We start from the raw sequence: 25,814 nt of genomic DNA, 5'->3' as shown, positions 1-25,814 counted from the left end.
CATCGGTTAACTAGGGCCTGTTAACAGGCCCTAAAGGGATACTATCAGACGCACCGCATCCAGACGCACCCTGGCAGAGTGTAGATGTTGGTGCAGGGCCATGCCCTGGTCCTGCATCAGGCGGATCTCCTCTTCGCGTATCCCTGGATTGTGTTTTTTCAGTGCCGTCATGCGCTGAATCTCTTCTGTATAGTGCTGCATCATGTTGTTGACGGCGCTTGTTTTTAGCGGCTCCACGTTGTGATGTGCCGCGGTTTCAGCCTGTTTCAGCAAATCTCTTACCTGTCCACGGTAGGTCTCGATAACCGGCATCAGGGTTGGTGTATCCAGGGTCTGGGCATTCTCAAGCAGTTCATCACATTCGATCATATGGTCCCATCGCTTGCCATTGGCATCCAGCAGGATGCGAATCAGTGTCGGCGGCAGGAAACGGCCCACATGCAGTTTGCCTGGGGCAAGACATTCGACCACGAACAGGGACTCCAGCAGCAGTTGTCCCGACTTCAGCTTTGCATGCCTGCAGGCAATCGCGGAGCTGTTGCCGGTCTGCTGGCCGATGATCTGTTCCATGGCATTGCTGACCAATGGATGCTCCCAGGTCAGCAGTTGGCGCTCCTCATGGGCCAGGGCATCGCTACGGCTATAGGTGGCTGTCATCCCCTCTGCTGGCAGGCCGGGGAGCTGACCTGCAATAACCTGCTCCCCCGGGTGCAGAATAATGCCGGCCTCCCCCAGCTCCTCGGTGTCGATGTTGTAACTGTTGAACAGCTGTTCGAGATAGTGACGCAGATGCTGGGATCGATCCTGCGCCTGCAGCTCGCCCACCAGCCAGCTGGCACTGGGTTCACGGCAGGCGCCCAGCTCTAACAGATGGTCGCGACCCTGCTGCAGACGTTGCTGGGTGGCTGTCCTGAGTTGACGGGTCTCTTCCAGGAGTTGATCCAGGTCCCTTTCCCCATCCCCACTCTCCAGGGTCTCCCAGAGTCGTGGGCTGAGCTGTCTGAAGAGCTGGTGAGCACCGGGCACCGGGTGGCTGAAGGCATCCAGGCCATCCCGGTACCAATGCAGCAGTATCGATTGTGGACCGGGGTCCAGGTAGGGGAGATGGATCTGCACCGTCTCTTTCTGACCGATCCGGTCGAGTCTGCCGATGCGCTGCTCCAGCAGGTCAGGATCCAGGGGCAGGTCGAAGAGGATCAGGTGGTGGGCGAACTGAAAATTACGGCCCTCGCTGCCGATCTCGGAGCAGATCATCAGTCTGGCCCCCTGGGGATCGGCGAACCAGGCGGCTGATCGATCCCGTTCGATGATGCTCATGCGTTCGTGGAACAGGGCTGCACCGATACCGGTCTGCACCCGGATAGCCTCCTGCAGCTCGATGGCAGTCTCCGCGTGGGCGCAGATCAGCAGATATTTCCTGGAGACCTGTTGCCGCAGCTGCTCAATCACCCATCCAACCCTCGGGTCTTCCCGCCACCAGCTGGGATGTCCTCGGTAGGCATATAGACGTTCGGGTGTGAGGCTCAATTCAGCTGGTGCATCGCTCTGCCTTCCGAGCATGTCCTCGTATCCCCTGGGCAGCGGCAGCGGATAGCTGTGCAACTCCCGCGCGGGAAAGCCGCTGACACCGGCACGGGTATTTCGAAACAACACCCGGCCGGTACCGTGTCGATCGAGTAAGGTCCCGATCAGGGTCTCTCTGGCCGCATCCCGTTGTGCTGCATCGGCGTCACTTGCTTCGAGCAGGGGCTGCAGGAGTTGTTGTTCGCTCTCGTCCAGGATATCCCGCAACTGTTGTGCCCCCTCCGGGGACACCCGGTTGTGGTGGAGTAGTTGCTCCACTGCATCCGCGACTGGCTGGTAGTGTCGCTCCTCCTCCTGAAAGGCCTGCAGGTCATAGTAACGATCCGGGTCGAGTAAGCGCAGACGGGCAAAGTGCCCCGCTTGCCCCAACTGCTCCGGGGTGGCCGTCAACAGCAGCACCCCCGGGGTTTTCAGGGCCAGGGCCTCGACCAGCAGATACTCCGCACTGGGATCCTCGGCGGACCAGGTCAGATGATGTGCCTCATCCACAATCAACATATCCCAACCCCCATCCAGTGCCTGGCTGAGGCGTTGAGCATTGTGATGGAAGAGATCGAGGCTGCAGAGTACCAGCTGTTCGGCATGGAAGGGGTTGTCACCCTGCCCCGAATCCTGGATGGCCTGGCAGGTCTCCTCGTCGAAGATTCGGAACCTGAGATTGAAACGCCGCATCAGTTCCACCAGCCACTGATGGACGAGTGGATCCGGAACCAGGATCAGGGCTCGGCTGGTGCGTCCTGTCATAATCTGATGATGCAGTATCAGGCAGGCCTCGATGGTCTTGCCGAGTCCCACCTCATCGGCCAGCAGTACCCGGGGATTGGGCCGGTTTGCCACTTCGTGGGCGATGTAGAGCTGATGGGGGATCAGATCGATCCTGGGTCCACCCAGGCCGAGTATGGGTGATTGCAGATGTCGCCCGAGCTGGCGCAGGGTGTGATAGCGCAGATTGAACCAGTGAGGCGGGTCGACCTGTCCCCCAGAGAGCCGTTGCTGGGGTTGGTCGATGCGTAACGAGTCGCTGAGATCCGTTTCCTTGAGCGCGCGCTGCTCCCCAGCCCGGTCTTCTCCCAGGTAGGTCAGGCAGCCGTTCTCCTCGACCACGCGTTTCACCAGCAGAGTGCCGCCATCACGGCTTTCGACCCTGTCACCCGCTGTGAAGGCAACCCGTGTCAGCGGAGCCCCCTGTTGGGCATACACCCTGTTTTCTCCGACCGCGGGAAAATGGATGGTGACCGTGCGCCCTTCACACTTCACGATGCTGCCCAGACCCAGCTCGGATTCGCTATCACTGATCCAGCGTTGGCCGGGTAAGAAGAGTGGCATAGGGTATGGTCCTGGAAAAAGAGGCAGATAATATCACTTCACTGATATCGGTCCAGTCTAGGGTTGCGGGACGATCTGGCCTGCGGATGGCTTTTTGCGGGAAAAGACTTGAGTCTGGGCGACAGCAGGGAATAATATCCCGACGGTAAACTGAGCGTGGTGGATTGTGGAAAATAAGTTTGAACAAATTCTTTGGGGCAGTCGACTTGTCGTCCTGGCTGCCGTGGTCGCGAGCATGGCAGCAGCCATTGCAATGTTCTATATGGCTTCGGTGGATGCTTTCTACATGATCTCCCACCTTGGAGATTATGCCTCGCCATCCCTCAGTCCCGAGCAGAGGGTCGATCTACGCTCCACCACCATTACCCATGTGGTGGAGATCGTGGACGGTTATCTGCTGGCGACAGTGCTGCTGATCTTCTCCCTGGGACTGTATGAGCTCTTTATCAGCAAAATAGATCATGCGGAGCACTCTGAGAGTGCCTCAAATGTCTTGATGATCACCAGTCTGGACGATCTGAAAAGCCGACTCGCCAAGGTTGTGATGATGATACTGGTGGTGCGCTATTTTGAGTTTGCCCTGGGTATGGATTTCACCACGCCCATGGATCTGCTGCAGTTCGCCGGCGGTATTGCGCTCCTTGGATTAGCCCTCTACCTGGCCCATTTGGCAGACAAGGATGGGGCTCATTAAGCTGCCGTTCAGGGCTTTCTTGGTATACTGGTGTTGCATCGGATGTTAGCTGTTTCCGGTGTCTAAGTGGACCCTGAAGAGTCGTCGTCAAGGGCATAAGATCCGTTGTGATTTGATGTAAACTAAAGCGATTGATAATTGTCTTTGATAGCTATTAGTGGTCTATTTACTTTATAATCCGCCGAGTTTTAGGGAAGGGTGTTTCTTGTCCCTGCAGGTGTATAAGTGTTAACTGTTTGATTTTAGAGGTAATTACCTGATGAATAAAATGAAAATTATGCTACTGGCTGCCAGTACGACAGTTGTGTCCCTGGGTGCAGTGGCGACTGCTAGCGCTGATCCTGTGGCACTCGCCACTCAACGTGGCTGCATGGCCTGCCACCAGGTTGAAACCAAGGTTGTCGGTCCTGCTTATAAAGAGGTTGCCGCTAAGTACAAGGGCCAGGAAGGTGCCGTAGAGATGCTGTCGGCAAAGGTTAAGGCAGGCGGATCCGGCGTTTGGGGTCCTGTACCCATGCCACCGAATGCTCATGTCAGCGATGAAGACATCAAGGTCATCGTTGAGTGGGTGATGACGCTCTAAAGCTGCTCATCCTCATCACAAGATAGAAAAAACGCCTGCCATTGAGTCAGGCGTTTTTTTTTATAAAAATCGGGCGAACCAGGTGTTTGGCTGGGGTAAATGGCGCGATGTGTGGCAAATGACCTATAAATCGTCCCGATCCTCACCCTCGGGTTTGCTTTGAATGGGGCATTAATGTCATTCTCGTCAGCCGTCGATCCAGCCATTTCCGGGTTGATTATTATGGAGATGGACAGAGAAGTTGTGTTTAGTATCAGGAGTTTTTGAGTATGACCTATTTCAATCGTTTTTCACTCATCGGACTGTTTCTTATCGCTATTGGCCAGACAGCTGTCGCCGGTTCTGTCGCCGATGGCATCATGGTGGAGGATCCCTATGTCAGGGCTGTACCGCCTGGACAGCCGAATTCGGCATCTTTCATGGTGTTGCACAACAAGGGAGATAAGGGCAGTGCCTTGATGTCAGCCAGCACGCCTGCCGCTGACGTGGTGGAGCTGCATACTCACACCATGGAAGAGGGAATGATGCGCATGCGCAAGGTGGAGAAGATCGACCTGCCTGCCGGAGAGGTTGTCAAGCTGCAGCCTGGCGGTTTACATGTGATGCTTATCGGTCTGAAGCAGAAACTGGTGCCTGATGAGAAGCTGTCCTTGACCCTGACATTCGCGGATGGATCGAGCCTGCAAGTGGATGCCCCGGTGCGCAAATTGCAGATGAAGATGAAACAGGGTGACCACCAGGGTCATATGCACTGACAGTTGAAATCAGCACCTCCCTTCGATTCCTGCGGGGCACTGAGGCAGGCATTTACTGCGGGGTTGCAGCGGTTACTGAGCAACCCCGGCCTGGGCAGCTATATCCTGGTACACGCCAATGCCTGTTTTGACACCGAGATCTATCGGATACTCAAGCAGGACCTGGCGCACCGCTTCGACCAATTGGCTGCCTACTGCCGCGAGGCCTTGAGCGAAGGTCGTGAACTGGCGGGTGCCGAAGATGATCAGCTGGTCTTTCTGAAGCTGATGGCAATCGGTTTCGAGGGTATACAGGCCACGGAGTTTCGGCAATCGGGGGGGTGGGAACTGCAATTCAACCATGTCAGGGCCTTTCGGCCCTCACGCATGAGCAGACAGCCCGTGCAGGGTATCAGCCGTCCCTTCGATCCTGAAGGATTCAATTTCAACAAGCCCTATCTTCGCAAAGAGGTCTTCTGGGCGGGTGCGTTACTGGGGATTGAGGTTGAACTGCTGTATAACAAATTCCCTTTCGCTCCTCTGCACGGGCTGCTGGTCCCTGACCGGCGTGCGCGACTACCGCAACGCTTGACTGCCCGCTACCATGACTATGTCTGGTCCCTGGCAGAGCGTTTGGGGGCAGGCTTACCGGGCCTGGGAATCGCCTACAACAGTTATGGCGCCTACGCCTCTGTCAATCATCTCCATTTCCAGCTCTATGTGCGTTCATCTCCTCTACCCATAGAGCAGGGGTGCTGGCGTCACAATGGCGGGAAAATTGACTATCCATTGTGGTGCGAGGTATTTACCTCGGCCGCTACAGCCTGGGCCCATATAGAGGCACTGCATGAGCGTGAAACCAGTTACAATCTGATCTATCAGCCAGGACGGCTCTACTGCCTGGCACGCAAACGCCAAGGCAGCTATCAGCATGCACCTTGGACGAGCGGGTTTGCCTGGTATGAGCTCGCCGGTGGCATTACCACCTTCAGTCGATCCGATTTCGAAACCCTGGATGGGGTGGCCATCGAGCAGGAGATGGATAAGCTTCAGGTATGATCGGCTTAGGTTGGGGTTGGAGCAGTCGCTAAAGCCATCTCAGCAGATAGTAGAGGCGAAATCCCTCAGATGAACGGGAGGGCCCCATTACCTCCGCTGCATGGCAGTCTATCTGCTCGGCGGCGGTCGCCAATGCCTCTTCAGCATTGGCCACCGGGTGCACGCAGTTTTCCGGGAAACGCTTGCGTCGTTGGCTCGGAGTGTAGATCACCGCGTAGCAACGTTGCACGATGGATTGATCGGGATCTGTTTGCATAGATTGAACCGGCGCTTGCATAGAGTGTCTGATTTTGACCTTTATTAGAAAATTCTGCTATAGTTTCGCAGCTTTTTTCGAGGGCTTTCAGGGTTTCCGCCCATGGGACGGTGGGGACTGTAAGCTCGTGATTTCAACCTATCCAGCAGACTTCAGAGCAGGATTGATCATGAACAAATGGCTCATAACCGCAACTATTGCCCTTAGCATCGGATTCAACCTGGCCCATGCCGCCGGGAACGCAGACGAAGGAAAAAATCAGTCCGCAATCTGTGCAGGCTGTCATGGTGCTGATGGGAACAGCCCGATCAACCCCCTCTGGCCCAAGATAGCAGGGCAACATCCCAGATATATCGAGAAACAACTCAAGGATTTTAAATCAGGTGCCCGTACCGATCCCACCATGGCGCCGATGGCATTGCCGCTAAATGATCAGCAAATGGCTGACCTGGCAGCCTATTTTTCCAGCCAGCCCAGGCAGATTGGTAAAGCTGCCGCTGACCAGGTCAGCGCCGGTGAGGCACTCTACAGGGCCGGAAATTCAGAAACCGGCGTGGTTGCCTGCATGGCATGCCATGGCCCAGCCGGGTCGGGTAACCCGCAAGCCAACTTCCCCGCCATTGCCGGCCAGCATGCCGCCTATGTGGAGAAGTCACTGAAGGACTTTCGTGATGGCAAGCGCACCAATGATGCGAGCAACATGATGCAGGGTGTAGTGACTCGAATGAGTGACGAGGAGATGGCGGCTGTGGCTCAATATATACAAGGACTTAGCAGATAACCTGCCTTTTCTGTATGTATAATCGATATAAAAAGGCGGCTCCGGGCCGCCTTTTTGCATTTGCGTGCTATTGTTTTAAAAACTTGCGCAACCGCGCTCAAGTTTTTAACCTGGGTTGCCGTAAAATTTAAAGTAACCGGAGTAATATAATCAAAAGCCGCGCCACAGAAACCATGCCGAATCAAATTATTCAGAATCAGGTCGCCCTGGATGGTACAGACCGACTCCGCCTGCTGAGCTATAACATCCAGGCCGGGGCCGATACCAGACGCTATCGTGAGTATGTGACCAATGGCTGGAAACAGATGCTGCCCCACAAACAGCAGCAGGATAACCTGAACCGGATTGCTCACCTGTTGAAGGATTTCGATGTGGTCGGATTGCAGGAGGTCGACTCAGGCAGCCTGCGCAGCGGTTTCATCGATCAGACGGCCTATCTCGCTGAGCATGCGGGATTCCCCTTCTGGTACCGACAGGTGAATCGAAAGCTGGGCAAGTTGGCGCAACATAGCAATGGGGTGCTCAGCCGGGTTGAGCCAAGCAACATCTCAGAGTACCGGTTGCCCGGATTGCCTGGACGGGGCGCGGTACTGATGGAGTTCGAGACCAATGAAAAGCCCCTGGGCATCTGCATGATGCACCTGGCGTTGGGACGCCGGGCACGCTTGCGCCAACTCTCCTATGTCAGCGATCTGGTATCTCACTACTCGCATCTGGTTTTAATGGGCGATTTCAACTGTGGCTGCAGTTCCCAGGAGTTTCGCTATTTGATCGAACGGACCAACCTGCAGGGTAGTCCCTGTGACATGCTGACCTTTCCAAGCTGGCGCCCGAGCCGCAAGCTTGACCATATTCTGGCATCCCCAAGCCTGAAAGTGTCCAAGTCTGAAGTGCTCAACTATGCCCACTCTGATCACTTGCCGGTCAGTCTGGAGATAGAATTACCGAAGGATGTTGTGCTGCCTATGGTCGCTTGAACAAGCCCTCAACAGAGTGTAATGGATTTGCCATGAATTGGGTGCGAACGGCCTGGCAGCAAAGCGTAAAATACACTCGTGAATATGGCGATAAGCGATGAATGAGAAAGATTGGAAACAGCAATACGAAGATCTGCTGCGTCAACATGAAAGCGAGGATGGAGCCAATCGCGAACTGCAGGAGTTGCTGACTCGCACCATCATCCGGTTGACCCTTGCCGCCAACGGCCTGGACCCCCGTCTTGATCCCCATTTGAAAGGTGTACGCGATGCCGTGCGTGGCGGTATCAATGATAAGCTGCAGGGTAAGCTGAATGCCCTGTCGGATGGATTGCTCCACTTCTCGGAAGATACCGGTGAGGGTGATGGCGACACCACAGGTGACTACCTCAATCTTCTCGAATCCCTTCGATTAAGTAAAAAAGAGACCCAGGAGGCTGCAGGGTTGATGCACCAACTGGCCGACGATCCGGCACAGATGGAGGCAGACCAGTTTTCCCGGTTGGTTAAATTGTTGACCGGTGAGCAGCCGGCAAAGGGTAAGAAAGCGGGATTGTTCGAGCGCCTGTTGGGTGGTACCCAGGAGGACCATGAGAGTGGACCCAAACCCAATGATATCCTGCTAAATCTGCTTGAGCAGGCCTCCTGGCCGGGGCATTGGGGGGATGAAGTCAGTAAATTGAAACAGCGTCTGGATAAAAAGGCTTCGCTGGACGCCTGGACAGAGGTGCTGCGGGATCTGCTTGAGCTCTCCTCGAAATCCTACGGCCAGGTCCAGATGGAGATCAAAGAGGCAGAGGATTTTCTGGAAGAGCTGACTCAGCGTCTGCAGGACCTGGGGGTGCACCTGCAAACTGCCCACGATGGACGAAATCAAATTGTCGAGCACGGCAGGAGCTTGAGTGAAAAGGTGACCGGTCATGTGGGAGATTTGGGTGCCAGCGTCCAAGCAGCCACCGATCTGCAGCAATTGAAAACCTCGGTGCGTGAAAGATTGAGTCTGATCCAGAGCAATATCGACGAATATCTCGAGGAAGAGAAGGCGTGGCATAACAAGACCGAAGCGAGTGAAAAGGAGTTGAAGCATCGGCTGGAAAAACTGGAGAAGGAGTCCAGCGAACTACGCTCCCGGATGGTTGAGGCCCACCACCTGGCACTGATTGATGCGGTGACGGGGCTGCCGAACCGCCTGGCATACGAAGAGCGGGTGGAGCAGGAGTATGCCCGCTGGAAGCGATTTAATGAGCCCCTGTGCATGCTGGTGTGGGACATCGATGATTTTAAATCGATCAATGACCGCTTTGGTCATCAGGCCGGAGACAAGGCCCTGCGGGGCATTGCCCAGAGTCTACAATCACGCCTCAGGGTGACCGATTTCATTGCCCGTTACGGCGGTGAGGAGTTTGTCTGCCTGTTGTGTGGCACCGAGGGGAACGAGGCCCTGAAGGTGGCGGATCAGATGCGCAAATCGGTAGAGACCAATGGTTTCCATTCCGCGGGCAAGCCGGTTCCGGTAACCATCTCCTGCGGGATTGCTCCTTTTGGAGAAAACGAATCCATCGACAGCGTTTTTTCCCGGGCTGACAAGGCCCTGTATGAAGCGAAGAAGGCGGGTAAAAACCGCTGTGAGTTGGGTTGACGCCATCAATTGAGCCTATCGTTCAATAGGTTAGGCCAGGGTGATGTGGAGTATGCATCGATTTCAATCCTGGATGTAGAAGTAGTGCCAGGGTTGTTTTGCTGTGGTTGTTTGCAGTTCCCGCAGTAACTCCGCGGAGGGAATGGCCTCTTGAGGAAAGATATTCTCCACCAGTAACATGTAGCATCCACAACCCGCGCTCTGTCTCCAGTTATAACTGACAGGGTTCTGTTGATGTTGGCAGTGTGGGCAGGTAGCCTGGAAATGCAGTGGGTTTTGTTTCCAATCGCGCATGATTTCATACCATTCCGGCAGTCGTTTTCTGCACTGTCCGCAGCGCGGAGGGGTGGTATTGCGTCCGCTCAGAAATTGGGGTTCTTTATAGGGGCCGGATTCCACCAGGTGACAAAAAGGCTCCCCAGATGTGCCGGGCTGGAGTTGTATGGCGGGTGAGCAGCCCATGAAGGTGAGCAGTTTTATAAACCGATCGCCAAGCATATATGCCCTGGATCCGTTACCGATCTGCTGTGCGGCAAATCCAATCGCCTGCAGATGTTGAATGAGGTCAGCAGGTCGTTCGGGTGTCAGGTGGGGATCTTGCGGGGTTAAAACCAGGCGACCGGTGTGAAGAGGCGATGCAGCCATAGGGAGTCGTCTATTTCCCGGGCACAGCCGGATCATCGAATGCCCCGATGATGATCCTGTCGTTAGGGCCGACGATCCCGAACTTGGTGCTCACCTGTCCTGACTCCTCCCCCTGCGGCTGAGACGAAAACAGGCATAAAAAAAGCAGCGTGGCAGGTGTGATGCAAGAGCTTTTTCTAACTGTCATGTACATGGGCTGTAAAACAACTGGCAGATGAGACTTTCCGGTTCAAGGCTTTTATACCCTGATTGGTTGGCTGAAGAAAGGGTAAGGGGCCACCTGAGCCAGGCGCCCCATGGTGTACTGCTTGGTTTGTAGGATATCGTCAGACTGCGGCGATCTAAAAGCTATCCAGTTACAGGCAACTGCGACCCACAGGTCTCGTAAGACCTGCAAAACGGCATGCCATCTTTGCGCCGCCGGGAAACAGGGTTTCTATATAGCGTTTGGTCCAGCGGCAGTCGTTTTGGTCCTTGCACAGGTTGCGTGCCAGGATGGGGATCTCCGGTGCGATCTCGTACTCTTCGTAAAAGCGATGCAGAAAATCGATTAACAACCAATGTTCATCGGTCAGTTTTACACCATCGGCCTCTGCCAGGGCTTCTGTCACCGCCGGACTCCAGTCGTCGAAGTCGAGGAGATATCCTTCATCATCGATGGCGATCAGTCGACCCTCTACTTCTATGGTCCTGTTAGCCTGGACCGCATCTGGGCGGTTGGCTGTGTCGGTGTGTTCAAGCCTCATGTTGGTCTCCTTGGTGTGCAATGGGTGATTTTTTTAATTGTTATTCTTTAAAAGTAGCAGGATAAAGGGATGGTTTTATAGAGATGTGTTGATATACATCAACACTTTTATACTTAAGAGATATTGAATATAGTCGGTCTCTATGACCTAAAGGCCATAAAAGTTTTTTTTGTTAGTGATCACTTAAACTGCCCTATCAGTATTGCACCGAAACTGTGCAGATCAATACATCTCAACCATCCGTTGGTTCGCAACTAGAGGATAGTGTCATCGACCAATTCGATAAACGCATGCTTGGCCATCTTCAATCGCTGTATGGTGAAGAGAGGGCTGGTCAGCTTCTGCCCAGACTGCATCACCTGTTCAAGCGGCATATCGAGCTTCGCCAGGGACAACGCCGGGGTCAGCCACGCTGGGACGAAAATGACTGTGTCCTTATAACCTATGGGGATAGTGTGCAATACCCTGGCATGACGCCTCTTGCCGCCTTGAAATCATTTCTTGATCGGCGCCTGGACGGGGTCTTCAATCTGCTCCATATACTGCCGTTTTTCCCTTACAGCTCAGATGACGGATTTGCGGTTTCCGACTTCAGGTCAGTCAATCCTCAATTGGGTGATTGGGACGATATCGAGGCGCTTGCGGATGGGGCTTCATTGTTGTTCGATCTGGTTCTGAACCACATATCCCGCGAGCACTTGTGGTTTGTCAATTTCATCCACAACGAAGAGCCGGGCCGTGATTATGTCATGGAGGTCGATCCCAACGAGAATCTCTCAATGGTGGTGCGTCCCCGCAGCTCCCCACTGCTGAGTCTGGTACGCACCCCGGAGGGTATCAAACATGTCTGGGCAACCTTCAGTAATGACCAGATCGATCTGAATTTCGCCAATCCCGATGTGTTGTTCGAGATCATCGATATTATGCTTGACTACATTCGGCGTGGCGCCAGGGCAATTCGCTTGGATGCGGTGGCCTTTGTCTGGAAGCAGATAGGCACCAGCTGTATCCATCTGCCGCAGACCCATGAGGTGGTAAAGCTGTTTCGTAGCTTGGTGGAATTGCTCGAGCCTGGCACGATCCTGTTGACTGAGACCAATGTGCCGCACGCGGAGAATATCAGCTATTTCGGCAAGGGTGACGAGGCCAATATGGTCTATCAGTTCAGTCTTCCACCATTGATTCTGCACGCCATCCATCAACAGACAACGCAATACCTGACGCCGTGGGCCCGGTCACTGGAGAATGAGGCCCTGCCCGATGCCTGTACCTATCTCAATTTTACCGCATCGCATGACGGTGTCGGTCTACGCCCGTTGGAGGGTTTGGTGCCTGATGAGGAGGTCAATCAACTGTTGGATGATATGCGAAAACTGGGTGGTTATGTGTCGATGCGCGCCACTACCGAGGGTGCTGATCGGCCCTATGAATTGAATATCAGCTATTTCGATGCCTTTCGTTGCGCCGATAGACCTGATGATCCCTGGCACATAGCGCGTTTTATGCTCTCCCAGACCATCCCGCTCGCTATGCGAGGGATACCGGCAGTCTATATCAATGCACTGGCCGCCACGGCAAACGACCCAGTGGGGGTCGAAAGAACGGGTATGACCCGAGCCATCAATCGTCGCAAGTGGGACGGTGCTGAGCTTGAAAGACTCGCCGACAATCCGCTTACGGATACCGGGCGGGTGTTTCCCGAGTATATCCGGCGTTTGCGCTTGCGCAGGGGGATTAAATCCTTCCACCCGGATGCCTCGCAACAGGTATTGGATCTGCGGGACGGTGTATTCGGCTTGGAGCGGTGCAGTCTGGATGGCCGTGAGCGAGTGCTGGCTATCCACAACTTGACTGCCGATACTGTTGTTATCACTTTGCCCCGGCTGGATGATCGAACAACCAGATGGCATGACGCCTTACAGCAGAATGTCCCGGATTTGGATGAGGATGGGTTGCGGCTAAGACCCTACCAGGTGGTGTGGCTGCTACAGCTGAAGAGTTTTTAGTTATTAGTTTTGAGTTTTGAGTTGTAAAGGCGGGTGCTTTGCGATTGACCGCGCCATATTTAGATGTCTGTTTCATAAATAGTTGTGAGCGAAGCGAACTCATTCACTCAAAACTCCAGGAAGCCGGTAAATAGCGGCTGAGTTTGATTAGGCACCCCGCTATCCAAGCAGGTGGCGGTTCCGGATCAGTTCTGGCTATCCGCCTCCACGGCCTGGTAGAGTCGATCGTTGAAATCGGGCATTGCGGAGAGGATGCGTTTCCAATTGGCGATAAACGGGGCCTCCAGGGGATTGTCGAGAAAGGCCTGGCCGGCTTCGACAATGCTCTGTTGAAATACCTCAATCGCCTCCTCTTCGGCATGGCGATTAAATTTGAGGTTGTTGATGGTTGCGTCGTGATAATACATCTCCACCATGTCCAGGGCCTTGCGCAGATAGGCCGCCTTTAGGCTGCGAAAGAAGGCCTGGTTCATCTGGATGCCCTCTGTCGCCATTTTGCGATAGAAGGATTTGGCGATATCACGGCTCATCTTCGCCAGGCCTCCATCACGGTCCTCCGCTGATAGATCCTGGTGTTTGTGATCATACTGGTCCGCGATGTCTACCTGGCAGATCTGATGTCTGGATATGTTGCGATAGACTTCGGACAGCAGACCCACCTCGAGCCCCCAATCGCTCGGAATGCGCACCTGGGATGCCAGGTCCATGCTCATGGCGAATTCCCCCGACAATGGATAGCGGAAGCTGTCCATGAAGTCCAGGTACTCCAGGGGACCCACCATCATGCGCAACGCCCGGATCAGCGGGGTGACGAACAGTCGCGTGACCCTGCCGCCGAGCTTGTTCAGGTTGACCCGCGCATAGTAGCCCTTGGCATATTCGAAACTGGAGTTGGGATGGACCAAAGGGTAGAAGAGTCTGGCGGGCAGATCCCGCTGGTAGGTGACAATGTCGCAGTCGTGCAGACCGACCGCGGTAAGTTCCTCTATGGCCAGGGCGTAACCCAGGCAAAACCAGACATTGCGACCCTTGCCCGGTTCCGGTGGAGAGAGGTCCCGCTCACGCAGTTCATCGTCAAGGCCGCGCAGGCGTGGTCCATCCTGCCATAGCAGATGGGTCCGTTGCGGTAATCTGGAAAAAAAGTCCTGGGCATGGCGAAATTCCGCTTCATCCGCCCGGTCCAACCCGATGATGATGTGCGAGATATATTCCGCATGCTGCAGCTCATCCAGAATCATGGAGAGTGCAGGGCCTGAGAGTTCGGAGTAGAGACTGGGCAGGATCAGGCCGATGGGGCGTTTCTGTACATATTCGGCGAGTTCCTGCTCCATCTCTTCGAGCGGGCGGTCAGTCAGTCGATGCAGGGTGGTGATGCCGCCGTTTTGAAAGAAATCAGCCATGCTCAGGTCTCAGATTGTTGTAATAGATTTTGAATGGCCTGATTCCAACCCGCAGGGCCGGGCAGATCGGTGATTATGGCATCAGGTCGTTGTTCAAGAATGATATGAGTACCATCATGCTTGCGGACAATGATCGGAATATCGACTGCGAGCAGCATCTCCCGATCGTTGTCACTATCACCAAGGCCGATGGTTTTGGTGACTGCCTGTCCTTTTTTCTTCAGATGTCTGGTCACATATTTTACTGCCTTGCCTTTGTCGGTGTCACCCAGCAGGTGGTAGAAGCGGCCGCCTTTTAGGAGTCGTAAACCTATGTGGGCGATGTCCTGCCGGAACTGCTTCAGATCGGCCTCGCTACCTTGCCAGAAAAATGCCTCCGAGCCGAGTCTGTGCATGGCAAGCTTTGCCATATCGTGTTCCAGACCGGTAGCTTCCATGACCTCTTCCACGGTCATGTCGCCAAATCCCAGGGTTCCGTAGTTGGGATTTGTGCGAGAGTCGACTAGATAGTCCCGGATTTGCAGATAGCCCGGAGGAGCGATCTGCGGGGGTTCGCCGGGATAGATGATGACAGACCCATTCTCGCCGATCATCGGCCCTTCGAGTCCAAGTTTTTGTATCAAAACAGCAAGTTCAGCCTGGGTTTTGCTGGAAACGAGGATGACTGGAATTTGTCGCTCTCTCAACTTACGCAGTGCGGGAACTGCATCTCGATGATCGTAACTATTGTGATCCAGCAGCGTGCCATCAAGGTCTGTGAATACTAGCCATCCGGTCGTCATCGTTCGAATTCTATGTCATCAGAGTAATAAAATCAGATTGTGCCATATAAAGCCCGCACATAAACTATGGGCATTAGCATACCCTGAGAATTGTATATCTGAATGATCTGGGGCAATTGACTGAAGAATCGTCTATTGCTCAAATCCGGTATGCAAATCCTCGTATGGAGTGAGGGCTGGCGGCTTTTTTGCTCAATAAACGATGGGTTTCAATGGAACATTTGGCCTGGGTTCGATACCCAACAGGGAGCGGGTTATATTGATTCTGAAAGCAGTGATGTTGCGAAACGCATATTATGCTACTCCATGGACGACTATCACTATATCCTAATCAAGGAATCCAATTCACCGGAACAATCCGATTAATGTGTAGTGTCATGGAACTCGATCAGCAACATCAGATTCAAAATGCTTGTGATCTCATTACCCATAACCCGCTCCCGCCGAGGGATATAGTGAATAGACACCGACCTGTCGCGCCGGCAAACCGCAAACTGAAACCGAATCCGAAATACGCCTGGCTATGTATGCTGCTGTTATTGTCCATCTCCACGCTCGGTTGGTCTGCGGAGAAGCCTGGGCCCCTGGTTATTGTTGCAGAAGTCATCGAGGATGAGTTTGTTGAACGTATCGAGGCCTTGGGTACGCTTAAAGCGAATGAGTCGGTTGAATTGACCGTGAATGTCACGGAAACGGTAACCGCGATCCATTTTGATGACGGCCAACGGGTCAAAGCAGGTCAGGTGCTGGTGGAGATGACCAATCGCGAGGAGCATGCCCTGTTGCAGGAGGCCCAAGCCAACCTGAATGAGGCCAAGCGTCAATTTAATCGGGTCAGTCGACTCGAGTCCAAGGGCATAGAGGCTCAGTCTCTGCTCGACCTGAGGCGACGTGAAGTGGATACCGCGCGTGCCCGCCTGGCGGCTATCCAGTCTAGGCTTGCGGATCGGCTCATTAACGCACCCTTTTCAGGTGTCGTAGGACTGCGCAACATCAGTGTCGGTGCCTTGGTGGAGACCGGTGACACGATCACTACATTGGACGATGACGCGAGCATGAAGCTGGAATTTGCGGTGCCCTCCGTCTATCTTGCCGATCTGCAACCGGGTCTGCTGATTCGCGCCCGCAGCCGTTCCTACCAGGATCGAATCTTCAATGGTGAAGTGAAGGTCGTGGACAGTCGTGTCGATCCGGTCAATCGTTCAGTCCTGGTGCGTGCCATGATTGCCAATCCGGAGCGGTTGTTGAAGCCGGGTATGCTGATGACCGTCGAGTTGTTGCACAATCCCCGACGAACCCTGGTTATACCGGAGGCAGCGCTGATGCCTAAGGGCAATGATCAGTTTGTGTTCGTGGTTGAGGGTGGTGAGAATCGGGTGGCGAAACGGAAAATCACCATCGGATCGCGTCGGCCTGGCGAGGTGGAGGTGGTGGATGGGCTGCAGATGGGGGAGCGGGTCATCACCCATGGAACGGATAAGGCGAAGCACGATGGCAAGGTGCGTATCAAAGGCGTTCAGAAAGGCAAGATCGCCATCGATGCCTTGCTCAAGCCCCTGGTCAAGGCCACCAAGGGTGGGCCATGATCCTATCTGACATCTCTGTCAGACGGCCGGTCTTCGCCTCGGTCCTCTCCCTGTTACTGATTGCCTTCGGTTTGGTCGCCTTTGATCAGTTGCCGTTGCGCGAATACCCCAATATCGATTCACCGATCGTCTCCGTTGAGACCCTCTATCCAGGTGCAGCAGCGAATGTGGTGGAGACTCGTATCACCCAACTGATCGAGGATCGTGTTTCCGGTGTCGAAGGGATACGTTTTATCTCATCGGTGAGCGAGGATGGACGCTCGGTGGTGACCATCGAGTTTGATGTGAAGCGGGATATCGATGGTGCCGCCAATGATGTGCGTGATCGTGTTTCCGCCATATTGGATAACCTGCCGCTGGAGGCTGAACCACCGGAGATCCAAAAGGTGGACAGCAATGAGGACGTCATCATGTGGCTGAATCTGGTCAGCGACCGGATGACTGTGCCAGAGCTGTCCGACTATGCGCGGCGTTATCTGGTGGATCGCTTCTCGGTACTGGATGGGGTGGCCCGGGTGCGGGTGGGAGGCGGCCAGACCTTTGCCATGCGAATCTGGATCGACCGACAGACCCTCGCGGCACGGGGTTTGACCGTCACCGATGTGGAGCAGGCCCTGCGTGCGGGTAACCTGGAACTGCCCGCAGGCAGCATCGATTCGGTGGACCGGGCCTTCACGGTGCGTGTCGACCGTACCTTCCACACCGCGGACGACTTTGCCAGGCTGGTTATCGCCCGGGGCGATGATGGCTACCTGGTGCGGCTGGGTGAGGTGGCCAGGGTGGAAAAAGGGGCCAATGAGACGCGTACCTTCTTTCGCGGCAATGGCGTGCCCATGGTCGGTATTGGCATTGTCAAGCAGTCGACCGCCAATACCCTGGCTGTGGCCCAGGCGGCAAAAGAGGAGAGGCTGCGGATCAATGCCACCCTGCCGCAAGGCATGGAGATAAAGCAGAGCTTCGACAGCTCAGTATTCATCGAGAATGCCATCAGCGAGGTCTACAAAACCCTGTTTATCGCCATCCTCCTGGTGGTGACGGTGATCTTCCTCTTTCTCGGCAGCGTGCGTGCCATGATCGTGCCGGCGGTGGCGGTGCCGGTCTCCCTTATCGCCACATTTCTAGTGTTGTTGATACTCGGTTTCACCATCAATATATTGACCCTGCTGGCCCTGGTGTTGGCGATTGGCCTGGTGGTGGATGATGCCATCGTGATGCTGGAGAATATCCATCGACGCATGGAGGAGTATGGTGAGACGCGCCTGGTGGCGGCCTTCCGTGGTGCCAGGCAGGTTGCATTTGCAGTGATCTCCACCACCGTGGTGTTGGTCTCGGTATTCACTCCCATCGCCTTTCTAGGTGGAGATATCGGCAGGCTCTTCGCCGAATTTGCCTTGACCATGGCCGCCGCGGTTGGCTTCTCCAGTCTGGTGGCCCTGACCCTCTCTCCGATGCTGGCTTCCCAGATCCTGCCTTCGGGCAAGGTTGGCAGGGTGAGTCTGAGTCGCTGGGTAGACAGGCTGTTTGGGCGCATCCGGGATCTCTATATCAAGACCCTGCATGTGGCAATGCGCCATGCCTGGCTGATGCTGTTACTGTTTGCCGGCATCGTCGCCATGGCTTACTGGCTTTTGCAGCAGATACCGGATGAGTATGCCCCGAAAGAGGACCGGGGTGCCTTCTACCTGATCGTCAACGGTCCAGAGGGCGCCTCCTATGAATATATGAAGGATTACATGGATGAGATCGAGCGCCGCATGATGCCCTACGTGGAGTCCGGTGAAATCACCCGCCTGTTGGTTCGGGCACCCCGGCGCTTCAGTAACTTTGCTATCTTCAACGGCGGTATCGTCATCAATGTCTTGAACGATTGGAACTCCCGCCGTAGCGCCTGGACGATCATGAAAGAGCTGCGTAAGAACCTATCCGACCTTCCCGGTGTGAAGGCGTTTCCGGTAATGCGCCAGGGATTTGGCCGACGCATTCAGAAACCGATCCAATTCGTCATCGGTGGTGGTACCTACGACGAGTTGGCACAGTGGCGGGACAGGTTGCTGCAGGAGATAGAGAGCGACAATCCCGGTTTGCTGGGGATCAACTGGGACTACAAGGAGACCAAGCCGCAGCTGAAGGTGGAGATCGACTATGATCGAGCGGCCGAACTGGGCGTCACCGTGGAAACGATCGGTCGTACCCTCGAGACCATGTTCGGTTCACGCAAGGTAACGACCTATATCGAACAGGGTGAGGAGTACGATGTCATTCTTGAAGGTGAGCGCAGCGATCAACGCACACCCACAGATCTGAATCATCTCTATGTTCGCTCCACAACCAGTGGGCATCTGGTGCAGCTGTCAAATCTGGTGACCCTGCGGGAGGTCGCCGATTCGATCAGCCTGAACCGCTATAATCGGGTGCGCTCTCTGACTATCGAGGCCAACCTGGAACAGGGTCTGGCCCTGGGAGCGGCCCTGAAATATCTCGAGGGATTGGTCCGTGAACACCTTCCGGCGCATGCCGTCATCGACTACAAGGGCCAGTCCCGGGACTACAAGACCGCGGGCAGCTCCGTTGTGTTTGTGCTGATCCTCGGCGTAGTGGTGGTCTATCTCGTATTGGCGGCACAGTTCGAGAGTTGGCTGCACCCCCTGGTTATCATGTTGACCGTGCCATTGGCCATGGCGGGGGCCTTGCTGGGTCTCTATATGACCGACCAGACCCTCAACATCTACAGCCAGATCGGATTGATCATGCTGGTAGGCTTGGCCGCCAAAAACGGTATCCTTATCGTTGAATTCGCCAATCAGTTGAGGGATGCGGGTAAGGCGTTCGGCGATGCCTTGCTGGAAGCGGCCCATGTGCGTTTTCGTCCCATTGTAATGACCGGCATCACCACGGCCGCCGGTTCGCTTCCCCTGCTGCTCTCCTCCGGTGCGGGCTCGGAGACACGCACTGTCATAGGTACGGTGATTCTCTCAGGTGTCATTGCCGCCACCCTGTTTACCCTCTATATCGTGCCTGTCGCCTACCATATACTGGCCAAGCACACTGGATCCCCCAAGCAGCTCGGCCAGCAATTGGAGAAGGAACTCTCTGAGCAGTAGCGTTGCGGAAGAATGGTGCGGCAAGCCGCACCCTACACACTTAAATGGCAACACGCTTACCGACTGTTCAGTATCTTTAAACTAATTTGCGTTTCATCTGTGGTGATTGACGTCCATTCGCAGAAACTACTCAGTACATATGTTGCCCGCCGTTGACCGATAGGGTCGAACCGGTGATGAAGCTTGCGTCGTCTGCAACCAGGAAGAGTACGGAACGGGCAATATCCTCCGGCTCTCCCAGGCGGCCAACAGGAATCGTCTTGATGATTTTCGCCAGGATATCCTCCGGTACGGCGCGCACCATGTCGGTCGCCACATAACCCGGTGCCACGGCATTCACGGTAATGCCTTTGGTGGCGCCCTCAAGGGCCAGGGCCTTGGTGAAACCATGGATGCCCGATTTCGCCGCGGCATAGTTGACCTGACCGTATTGCCCCGCCTGGCCATTCACTGAGCCAACATTGACGATGCGTCCGAAGCCCCGCTCACGCATGCCGTTGATCACCGCATGGCAGGTATTGAAACAGGAGGCCAGGTTGGTCTGGATGACCTTGTCCCACTTATCAAAGTTCATCTTATGCATGGTGCCGTCGCGGGTGATGCCGGCATTGTTGACCAAGATATCAACGGGACCGATCTCTGTTTCGATCTTTGCAATGCCTGCCTCAACCGAATCAAAATCACTGACGTCGAACTTGTAGGCCGCTATGCCGGTGCGTTCCGTGAACGCCTTTGCTGCCTCTTCATTGCCGCCATAGTTAGCGCAAACCGTGTAACCCGCATCCTTGAGTGCTACACAGATGGCTTCGCCAATGCCGCGGGTACCTCCAGTCACTAATGCTACACGTCCCATCGCTTGTCTCCTCTTTATGGTTGTTTATTTGTTATCTGTGCAGGATCACTAGACCCGCAATGCTCGAGTGCAGCGATAGTTACCAGTACGCCTGAGAAACTGATGTTGACCGGTGCATGCCGTTCAGCGCGAGGGTGCAGATCATGGTCCGCCTATTATTAAAGATTTCTATCTCAGCATAAATGTAATGGCATGGCAATGACATGTGATCAAGCCCTGTTTAACCTCAGATTGTTCATGGAAATAGTCGTTGATCTTGATTGCACCCCGACCATATGGATAAGTGAATGCCTGGCTGAATCTAAAGTGCCTGGACAGGCGTAGATAGGGGTAGAGTCAGCGCATCTCTGAACATCATAACCGATAAGAAAATCGTCTCTCTTTTTAGCCGTAATACAACACGCATATTTAGATAGCTCTTATCCACGTAAAGAGGAGGATCAAGTCATGTCTGATATGAGTGAAAAACTGCCGGGAACCGGTTTTTTTATCGTTTTTCTTATGCTGCCGTTAAGTGCATCGGCATACGACCTGAGTGATATCTTCGGTGGTGACGCCAAATACTCATTTTAACCCTGAGCATCATGCGGGACCGGTTATATCTGGAAATTGCGGTTGGCGGCAGTCAAATGATTTGCCGCCAACCTGCTCGATAGCCTGCGCATATATACAGCACTATTGGAAAGAAAAGGGATGCAGTTGGTCACGCCCAGTCAGTCGATGGTGCGGCTGAGAAGTTACGCTATCGGTGGATCAAGGCAGATCATGAAGCGCGAAAGGATTTTATGAGTTGGATTATCGATCAGAGGTACGCGTAGGTTTGCGCCAAGTTGGTCGAGGTGTTATGCACTCCCCGACAGATATCGGGGATGTTTGTGTGGATGGCGACGACAATCAGGATATGATGCCTTCGTCCAAGCGGCTCTGCTCGATCAGAAAATCGTAGCAGCGATCGCAGTTTTCCTTGTCGGCGCGTCGTCTCATGGCGGCGCGGGGGTGTTGATTGAGATGGCCGCTGATGCCATAGATATCGTTGAATCCCCATTCGATCTCGTTGCGCAGAGGTACGAACTCCTCCTGGATCGCCTTGTAGATCGGTTCCACATCGAACTTGGGATTCTTCAGGAAATTGAGCAGCAACTCCAGGTTGCAATTGCCGGCCCCGCGGCCGATGCCATTGATGGTCGCATCGAGAAGATTGACACCGTCGATAATGGCCTGTTGGGTGTTGGAAAAAGCGAGTTGCTGATTGTTGTGGGCGTGAAAGCCCAGCTCCTTGCTCGGGGCATATTTTTTATACAGATTGAGGTAGTCGGTCACCTGTTCCGAATAGAAGGCACCGTAGCTGTCGACCAGGTAGAGGTAGTCGAGTTCCGGTGTCTCTTCAACCTGGTTGAGGGCTTCGATCAATTCGCTACGAATGGCGGCAGAGCAGGCCATGATATTGACGGTGGTCTCATACCCCATATCCTTTGAGCGCTTGACCAGATCCAGCCCCTTGTCGATGTCGGGTACATAGCAGGCCACGCGTGCCATGTCGAAGGGGCTTTGGTCCCTGGGTTTCAAGCTACTGAAATCGACCCGGCCGATATCGAACATCACAGCCACCAGGGGGGGATTTTCACATTCATGGGAGTCGATGATCATTTTCAGGTCATCGTCGTCACAGAAGTTCCACTTGCCGAATTTATCGTGACTGTACTCCTCGCTGACGGCGAGTTTCTTACCCAGTTCGATAATATCCACACCGGAATCACAGGCTGCGCGATAGACCGCCTTTACGAAATTATCGGTAAAATGGTAGTTGTTGATAAGACCGCCGTCTCGAATGGTGCAGTCAAGGACTTTCAGTTGTTCGCGAAACACGTTGGGATTCCTCGTGACTAGGATGGGGTTGAAACAAGCAATTCTAGCCGATCGATTGCCCCCATACTACTTCCAACTACATCGATGTTGCGGTGAGTCGTGAATTGAGTGATTCGCGCTGACAAGTAGACGTCTGATGGCTGATCCAGTTCATTCCTCAATAGGTATCACCATCACCGGCACCTTGGAGTGGCGAATTACTCGGCGCGCGGTGTCCCCCATCAGGCCGCCGCGTAATATGCCACGGCCGCGCTTGCCGATAACCACCAGGTCGTAGCCGCCGGAGTGTGCCTTCTCCACGATTCTGTCGCCTGGCTCGCCTATATCCACGATCACATCGTAGGTGACGTAGGATTCATTTTCGTCGTTCTCCATGGTGTCTTCGCAGAACTGCTGGACATCGTCCTTGATGGAGGCATCACCCCGTTTGCGCTTGACCAGGATCTCTCTCGCCTCTTCCACATTGCGGTTCCTGATCTCGTTCCACAGCTCCTCATTAAAGTAGCCTTCGAGAAACTTTTCGAACTCGCGGGATTCCACCACATGAAACACGGTCAGTTCTGCGGCGTAGATATTGGCCAGGCTGGCGGCATGGGGAAAGGCCAGGCGACCCTCTTCGGATAGATCGGTGACATAGAGGATCTTGTTGTAGCCGATCCGGGGGAGTTTTCTGTGTGGCATATTCGGATCTCTTTATTTCAGGTCTTTACCGGTGATTTTTTGAACCAGTCCAGCCAGATACCACTGAGCAACCAGGCGTAGCCGTAGGTGCCGATGAGGATCAGTATGAAGGTGACTGCGATATCCCTGACTGAGCCGTCCAACGAAAAACCGGGCACATAGCCGAACAGGAAGGGGCCAAGGTAGAGAAACTTGGCGAATTTAAACGATGTGAAAGCGGTCTTCCACATGTTTGCCTTGGCAATGGTGGCACCGGCAAAGGCGGCGATACAGACTGGCGGCGTGATGTTGGAGTCCTGTGACAGCCAGTAGACGATCATATGGGCGGCGATGGGATTGACCCCCAATTCTGTGAGTGCGGGTACCGCCACCACCGCAGTGATAAGGTAGGCGGCGGTGACCGGGACGCCCATGCCGAGAATCAGCGAGGCGAGGGCGATCAACAGGATGGTCAGCCAGAGTTTGCCATCGGCGAGTTCGATGACGATATCGGCAAAGGTCAGCACCAGGCCGCTGTAGGTCAGTACGCCAATGATAATACCGATCACGCCGACCGTGGCGCCGATCTTCAGACTCGATTCCGCGCCGGCGCGTGAGGCAACCAGGAAGCCTTTCAGGTCGATGCGGGTATCCTTGCGGAACCAGCTGACGACGATGCAGGAAACGACGCCCAGGATGGCCGAGTAGCCGGGTGAGTAACCGAGCAGCATGAAGATGGTGATAATCACCAACGGCAGGACGTAGAACCACTCCTTCTTGAGAATCTCCTTGGCGCTCTCTTTCGACTTCTCACCTACGATATTGAAGCGTTTGGCTTCATAGTGGACCATGACGAAGACACTGAAGAAGTACATCAGGGCCGGGAAGATCGCCACCAGCATGATGGTGGAATAGGGTACGCCGGTGAGTTCCGCCATGATAAAACCACCGGCTCCCATGATCGGTGGCATGAACATGCCGCCGATGGAGGCGGCCGGTTCGATGCCGCCCGCCACATGGGGTCTGAACCCGGCCTTTTTCATCATCGGAATGGTAAAGGCGCCAGTGGAGACGGTATTCGCGATGGCGCTGCCGGAGATGGAGCCGAACAGCCCTGAAGCGATGACAGAGACCTTGGCTGGGCCGCCGATCTTGTGGCCGACGGCGGCCAGGGGGAAATCGATGAAAAAGCGCTGTGCGCCACTCTTCTCCAGGAAGGCGCCGAAAATAACGAACAGAATGATATAGGTAGCCAGCACATTGGCCATGATGCCGAATACCCCGTCACTCTTATAGAAGATGCTGGTACAGAGGTCCGGAAAGGTGTCCCCTGCATGGGAGATCAACTCCGGGGCATATTCGCCATACACGCCGTAGAGCAGCATGACTGCACCGATTATGACAAACACGCTGCCGACCACCCGTCTTGCGAGTTCAACACCGATCAATACCCCGACCACGGCAATCCACTTATCGAGTTCCGTCTCTGCGCCGGCACGGTAGTTGATTGCTTCGAAGTTGAGAATCCAGTAGCCAATGGATCCGATCGATGCCGCAATCAATATGTAGTCCCATACCCGACCCCACACCGTGGGAGTACGATAGAGCATGAACACAAGCATGTAGGTGATGATGATATAGATGCCGCGATGGTACTGGGTGGCAGCAGGTTCCAAGACTGCCGAGTAGGAGTAGAACAGCACCAGTCCCAGCGCCAGGGCGTCGAACATGATCTGTTCGATTCGATGTAGTTTTTCGTAAAGCATCGTATGGTCCGCTAGCTAAGGTGAAAATAACACCGAAAGTCAGCACCTGATGGGCACCGGTACTTTCAGGGTTCTAAATCAATTATGTAGTCCTTATCTCTCGCCAGAAATTGTTTGGCATGAAACGAACGGTGCGGCAACTCTGTCGGCACTCGGCACCGGCAAGAAACGATCAACCTGGAGATGTAGGCTATGCCATGGTGGTCGTACATACTGGTACATGAAGGGAGTCCCTTGATGGGACTTGTTGTAACCCGATTATTGACAAGCTCAAAATTGTAGTGACGATGCGCCATTCTCGTTTTTCTTAGTCGGCTAGCATGATGCGTGCGAATCGATTTCCAACGCCTGGTTATCCGTAAACCATAGCTGAAAAACCGCATCCATGCCAGCCTGCGGGACATATTCTACATGCTTGCGTAGCCCAGGTGTGGCAATTGTACCAGCCATCACCAGGGTGTTAATGAGGGATGTATAATAATATTAATACTTACGAATGAATCCTGTATAGGGCAGAGTCAAACCATCTCGAGATTACACCCGCCCTGAAACCTTATGCACTACTTTTTGGGCGTTGCCAATGCACTTGTGCAATGCTGGTCGGGTCAGCTGCTAAAGTAACTATTGAATTGACACTTAGAGTGCTGTAAGTAGGCAGGAGTGGTATTGAAATGGCATTGCATGGAGTATTTCGTAAGCATATTTATGTGAGTGGCTGCCTGGGCCTTGAGGATGCTTTCAGTGGGTTTGAGGTGTTGGGGTAACATCAG

22 protein-coding genes are annotated in these 25,814 nt (G+C 54.3%); 12 read left to right on the top strand and 10 right to left on the bottom strand.

The window, feature by feature from the left end:
- Nucleotides 1-30: 30 nt before the first annotated feature.
- Nucleotides 31-2,910: an RNA polymerase-associated protein RapA gene (gene rapA / locus R2K28_RS17565; protein WP_316366498.1), complete on the bottom strand. Its 2,880-nt coding sequence runs from the start codon at nt 2,908-2,910 to the stop codon at nt 31-33.
- 166 nt (nt 2,911-3,076) lie between these two features.
- Here rapA and R2K28_RS17560 point away from each other — a divergent pair, with 166 nt between their 5' ends.
- The 4 genes from R2K28_RS17560 (at nt 3,077) to R2K28_RS17545 (ending at nt 5,980) form a co-directional block, all read left to right on the top strand.
- Nucleotides 3,077-3,604, top strand: a complete 528-nt coding sequence (locus R2K28_RS17560; RefSeq protein WP_316366496.1) for a YqhA family protein — start codon at nt 3,077-3,079, stop codon at nt 3,602-3,604.
- Between the two features lie 259 nt (nt 3,605-3,863).
- A complete protein-coding gene (locus R2K28_RS17555; RefSeq protein WP_316366495.1) occupies nt 3,864-4,187 on the top strand; it encodes a c-type cytochrome in 324 nt (107 codons plus the stop codon).
- A 269-nt stretch (nt 4,188-4,456) separates the two neighbouring features.
- On the top strand, nt 4,457-4,942 hold the full coding sequence (locus R2K28_RS17550) for a copper chaperone PCu(A)C (protein WP_316366494.1): 486 nt from the start codon (nt 4,457-4,459) through the stop codon (nt 4,940-4,942).
- A gap of 3 nt (nt 4,943-4,945) precedes the next feature.
- Nucleotides 4,946-5,980 (top strand): hypothetical protein, encoded by a 1,035-nt coding sequence (locus R2K28_RS17545; RefSeq protein WP_316366493.1) that lies wholly within the window; start codon nt 4,946-4,948, stop codon nt 5,978-5,980.
- A gap of 28 nt (nt 5,981-6,008) precedes the next feature.
- On the opposite strand, the gene R2K28_RS17540 is transcribed toward R2K28_RS17545, so the two are convergent.
- Nucleotides 6,009-6,236, bottom strand: a complete 228-nt coding sequence (locus tag R2K28_RS17540; protein ID WP_116448976.1) for a hypothetical protein — start codon at nt 6,234-6,236, stop codon at nt 6,009-6,011.
- Nucleotides 6,237-6,405: 169 nt separating this feature from the next.
- On the opposite strand from R2K28_RS17540, the gene R2K28_RS17535 reads away from it, so the two are divergent.
- The 3 genes from R2K28_RS17535 to R2K28_RS17525 all read left to right on the top strand — a co-directional run bounded on the left by R2K28_RS17535 (nt 6,406) and on the right by R2K28_RS17525 (nt 9,633).
- On the top strand, nt 6,406-7,017 hold the full coding sequence (locus tag R2K28_RS17535; RefSeq protein ID WP_316366491.1) for a c-type cytochrome: 612 nt from the start codon (nt 6,406-6,408) through the stop codon (nt 7,015-7,017).
- 173 nt (nt 7,018-7,190) lie between these two features.
- Nucleotides 7,191-7,994, top strand: a complete 804-nt coding sequence (locus R2K28_RS17530; protein ID WP_116445572.1) for an endonuclease/exonuclease/phosphatase family protein — start codon at nt 7,191-7,193, stop codon at nt 7,992-7,994.
- Between the two features lie 97 nt (nt 7,995-8,091).
- Nucleotides 8,092-9,633 (top strand): diguanylate cyclase, encoded by a 1,542-nt coding sequence (locus R2K28_RS17525; protein WP_316366487.1) that lies wholly within the window; start codon nt 8,092-8,094, stop codon nt 9,631-9,633.
- A gap of 63 nt (nt 9,634-9,696) precedes the next feature.
- Here R2K28_RS17525 and R2K28_RS17520 read toward each other — a convergent pair whose 3' ends face one another.
- Nucleotides 9,697-10,278 (bottom strand): hypothetical protein, encoded by a 582-nt coding sequence (locus tag R2K28_RS17520; RefSeq protein WP_316366485.1) that lies wholly within the window; start codon nt 10,276-10,278, stop codon nt 9,697-9,699.
- 356 nt (nt 10,279-10,634) lie between these two features.
- Nucleotides 10,635-11,024 (bottom strand): TusE/DsrC/DsvC family sulfur relay protein, encoded by a 390-nt coding sequence (locus R2K28_RS17515; RefSeq protein WP_316366484.1) that lies wholly within the window; start codon nt 11,022-11,024, stop codon nt 10,635-10,637.
- A gap of 215 nt (nt 11,025-11,239) precedes the next feature.
- On the opposite strand from R2K28_RS17515, the gene R2K28_RS17510 reads away from it, so the two are divergent.
- Complete coding sequence (locus R2K28_RS17510; RefSeq protein ID WP_316366483.1) at nt 11,240-13,030, top strand: sugar phosphorylase; 1,791 nt, start codon at nt 11,240-11,242, stop codon at nt 13,028-13,030.
- Nucleotides 13,031-13,215: 185 nt separating this feature from the next.
- Here R2K28_RS17510 and R2K28_RS17505 read toward each other — a convergent pair whose 3' ends face one another.
- Nucleotides 13,216-14,430 (bottom strand): hypothetical protein, encoded by a 1,215-nt coding sequence (locus R2K28_RS17505; protein WP_316366482.1) that lies wholly within the window; start codon nt 14,428-14,430, stop codon nt 13,216-13,218.
- A gap of 2 nt (nt 14,431-14,432) precedes the next feature.
- Complete coding sequence (locus R2K28_RS17500; RefSeq protein ID WP_316366481.1) at nt 14,433-15,212, bottom strand: HAD-IIB family hydrolase; 780 nt, start codon at nt 15,210-15,212, stop codon at nt 14,433-14,435.
- 455 nt (nt 15,213-15,667) lie between these two features.
- On the opposite strand from R2K28_RS17500, the gene R2K28_RS17495 reads away from it, so the two are divergent.
- Nucleotides 15,668-16,798 carry an efflux RND transporter periplasmic adaptor subunit gene (locus tag R2K28_RS17495; RefSeq protein ID WP_316366479.1) on the top strand — a complete coding sequence of 377 codons (1,131 nt, stop codon included), beginning with the start codon at nt 15,668-15,670 and terminating at the stop codon, nt 16,796-16,798.
- Nucleotides 16,795-19,899, top strand: coding sequence for an efflux RND transporter permease subunit (locus R2K28_RS17490; protein ID WP_316366478.1), 3,105 nt, complete (start codon nt 16,795-16,797; stop codon nt 19,897-19,899). The genes R2K28_RS17495 and R2K28_RS17490 overlap by 4 nt, the downstream gene beginning before the upstream one ends.
- Nucleotides 19,900-20,029: 130 nt before the next feature.
- Here the strand turns inward: R2K28_RS17490 and phbB are convergent, their stop codons facing one another.
- A complete protein-coding gene (gene phbB, locus R2K28_RS17485; RefSeq protein WP_316366476.1) occupies nt 20,030-20,752 on the bottom strand; it encodes an acetoacetyl-CoA reductase in 723 nt (240 codons plus the stop codon).
- 447 nt (nt 20,753-21,199) lie between these two features.
- Between phbB and R2K28_RS17480 the strand changes: the two genes are divergently transcribed.
- Both R2K28_RS17480 and R2K28_RS20490 read left to right on the top strand, forming a co-directional pair.
- Nucleotides 21,200-21,325 carry a hypothetical protein gene (locus tag R2K28_RS17480; RefSeq protein ID WP_316366475.1) on the top strand — a complete coding sequence of 42 codons (126 nt, stop codon included), beginning with the start codon at nt 21,200-21,202 and terminating at the stop codon, nt 21,323-21,325.
- 92 nt (nt 21,326-21,417) lie between these two features.
- Entirely contained in the window at nt 21,418-21,570 is a 153-nt protein-coding gene (locus R2K28_RS20490) for a DUF2057 family protein (RefSeq protein ID WP_442871450.1), read from the top strand.
- Nucleotides 21,571-21,646: 76 nt separating this feature from the next.
- On the opposite strand, the gene R2K28_RS17475 is transcribed toward R2K28_RS20490, so the two are convergent.
- From R2K28_RS17475 to R2K28_RS17465, 3 genes are all read right to left on the bottom strand, one after another.
- Nucleotides 21,647-22,618 carry an aldolase catalytic domain-containing protein gene (locus tag R2K28_RS17475; protein ID WP_316366474.1) on the bottom strand — a complete coding sequence of 324 codons (972 nt, stop codon included), beginning with the start codon at nt 22,616-22,618 and terminating at the stop codon, nt 21,647-21,649.
- Between the two features lie 150 nt (nt 22,619-22,768).
- Nucleotides 22,769-23,299 (bottom strand): universal stress protein, encoded by a 531-nt coding sequence (locus R2K28_RS17470; protein ID WP_316366473.1) that lies wholly within the window; start codon nt 23,297-23,299, stop codon nt 22,769-22,771.
- Nucleotides 23,300-23,316: 17 nt separating this feature from the next.
- Nucleotides 23,317-25,044: a TRAP transporter permease gene (locus R2K28_RS17465; protein WP_316366471.1), complete on the bottom strand. Its 1,728-nt coding sequence runs from the start codon at nt 25,042-25,044 to the stop codon at nt 23,317-23,319.
- Between the last annotated feature and the right edge of the window lie 770 nt (nt 25,045-25,814).

Source organism: Candidatus Thiodiazotropha sp. CDECU1 (assembly GCF_963455295.1).
GTDB lineage: Bacteria > Pseudomonadota > Gammaproteobacteria > Chromatiales > Chromatiaceae > Thiodiazotropha.
This window is presented reverse-complemented; position numbering and strand designations above follow the sequence as displayed.

What these genes read in the sequence shown, in the direction of transcription:
- rapA (WP_316366498.1), bottom strand. Translation starts at nt 2,910, where the DNA reads ATGCCACTCTTCTTACCCGGCCAACGCTGGATCAGTGATAGCGAATCC.
- R2K28_RS17555 (WP_316366495.1), top strand. Translation starts at nt 3,864, where the DNA reads ATGAATAAAATGAAAATTATGCTACTGGCTGCCAGTACGACAGTTGTG.
- R2K28_RS17550 (WP_316366494.1), top strand. Translation starts at nt 4,457, where the DNA reads ATGACCTATTTCAATCGTTTTTCACTCATCGGACTGTTTCTTATCGCT.
- R2K28_RS17540 (WP_116448976.1), bottom strand. Translation starts at nt 6,236, where the DNA reads ATGCAAACAGATCCCGATCAATCCATCGTGCAACGTTGCTACGCGGTG.
- R2K28_RS17535 (WP_316366491.1), top strand. Translation starts at nt 6,406, where the DNA reads ATGAACAAATGGCTCATAACCGCAACTATTGCCCTTAGCATCGGATTC.
- R2K28_RS17530 (WP_116445572.1), top strand. Translation starts at nt 7,191, where the DNA reads ATGCCGAATCAAATTATTCAGAATCAGGTCGCCCTGGATGGTACAGAC.
- R2K28_RS17525 (WP_316366487.1), top strand. Translation starts at nt 8,092, where the DNA reads ATGAATGAGAAAGATTGGAAACAGCAATACGAAGATCTGCTGCGTCAA.
- R2K28_RS17520 (WP_316366485.1), bottom strand. Translation starts at nt 10,278, where the DNA reads ATGGCTGCATCGCCTCTTCACACCGGTCGCCTGGTTTTAACCCCGCAA.
- R2K28_RS17515 (WP_316366484.1), bottom strand. Translation starts at nt 11,024, where the DNA reads ATGAGGCTTGAACACACCGACACAGCCAACCGCCCAGATGCGGTCCAG.
- R2K28_RS17505 (WP_316366482.1), bottom strand. Translation starts at nt 14,430, where the DNA reads ATGGCTGATTTCTTTCAAAACGGCGGCATCACCACCCTGCATCGACTG.
- R2K28_RS17500 (WP_316366481.1), bottom strand. Translation starts at nt 15,212, where the DNA reads ATGACGACCGGATGGCTAGTATTCACAGACCTTGATGGCACGCTGCTG.
- R2K28_RS17490 (WP_316366478.1), top strand. Translation starts at nt 16,795, where the DNA reads ATGATCCTATCTGACATCTCTGTCAGACGGCCGGTCTTCGCCTCGGTC.
- phbB (WP_316366476.1), bottom strand. Translation starts at nt 20,752, where the DNA reads ATGGGACGTGTAGCATTAGTGACTGGAGGTACCCGCGGCATTGGCGAA.
- R2K28_RS17480 (WP_316366475.1), top strand. Translation starts at nt 21,200, where the DNA reads ATGTCTGATATGAGTGAAAAACTGCCGGGAACCGGTTTTTTTATCGTT.
- R2K28_RS17470 (WP_316366473.1), bottom strand. Translation starts at nt 23,299, where the DNA reads ATGCCACACAGAAAACTCCCCCGGATCGGCTACAACAAGATCCTCTAT.
- R2K28_RS17465 (WP_316366471.1), bottom strand. Translation starts at nt 25,044, where the DNA reads ATGCTTTACGAAAAACTACATCGAATCGAACAGATCATGTTCGACGCC.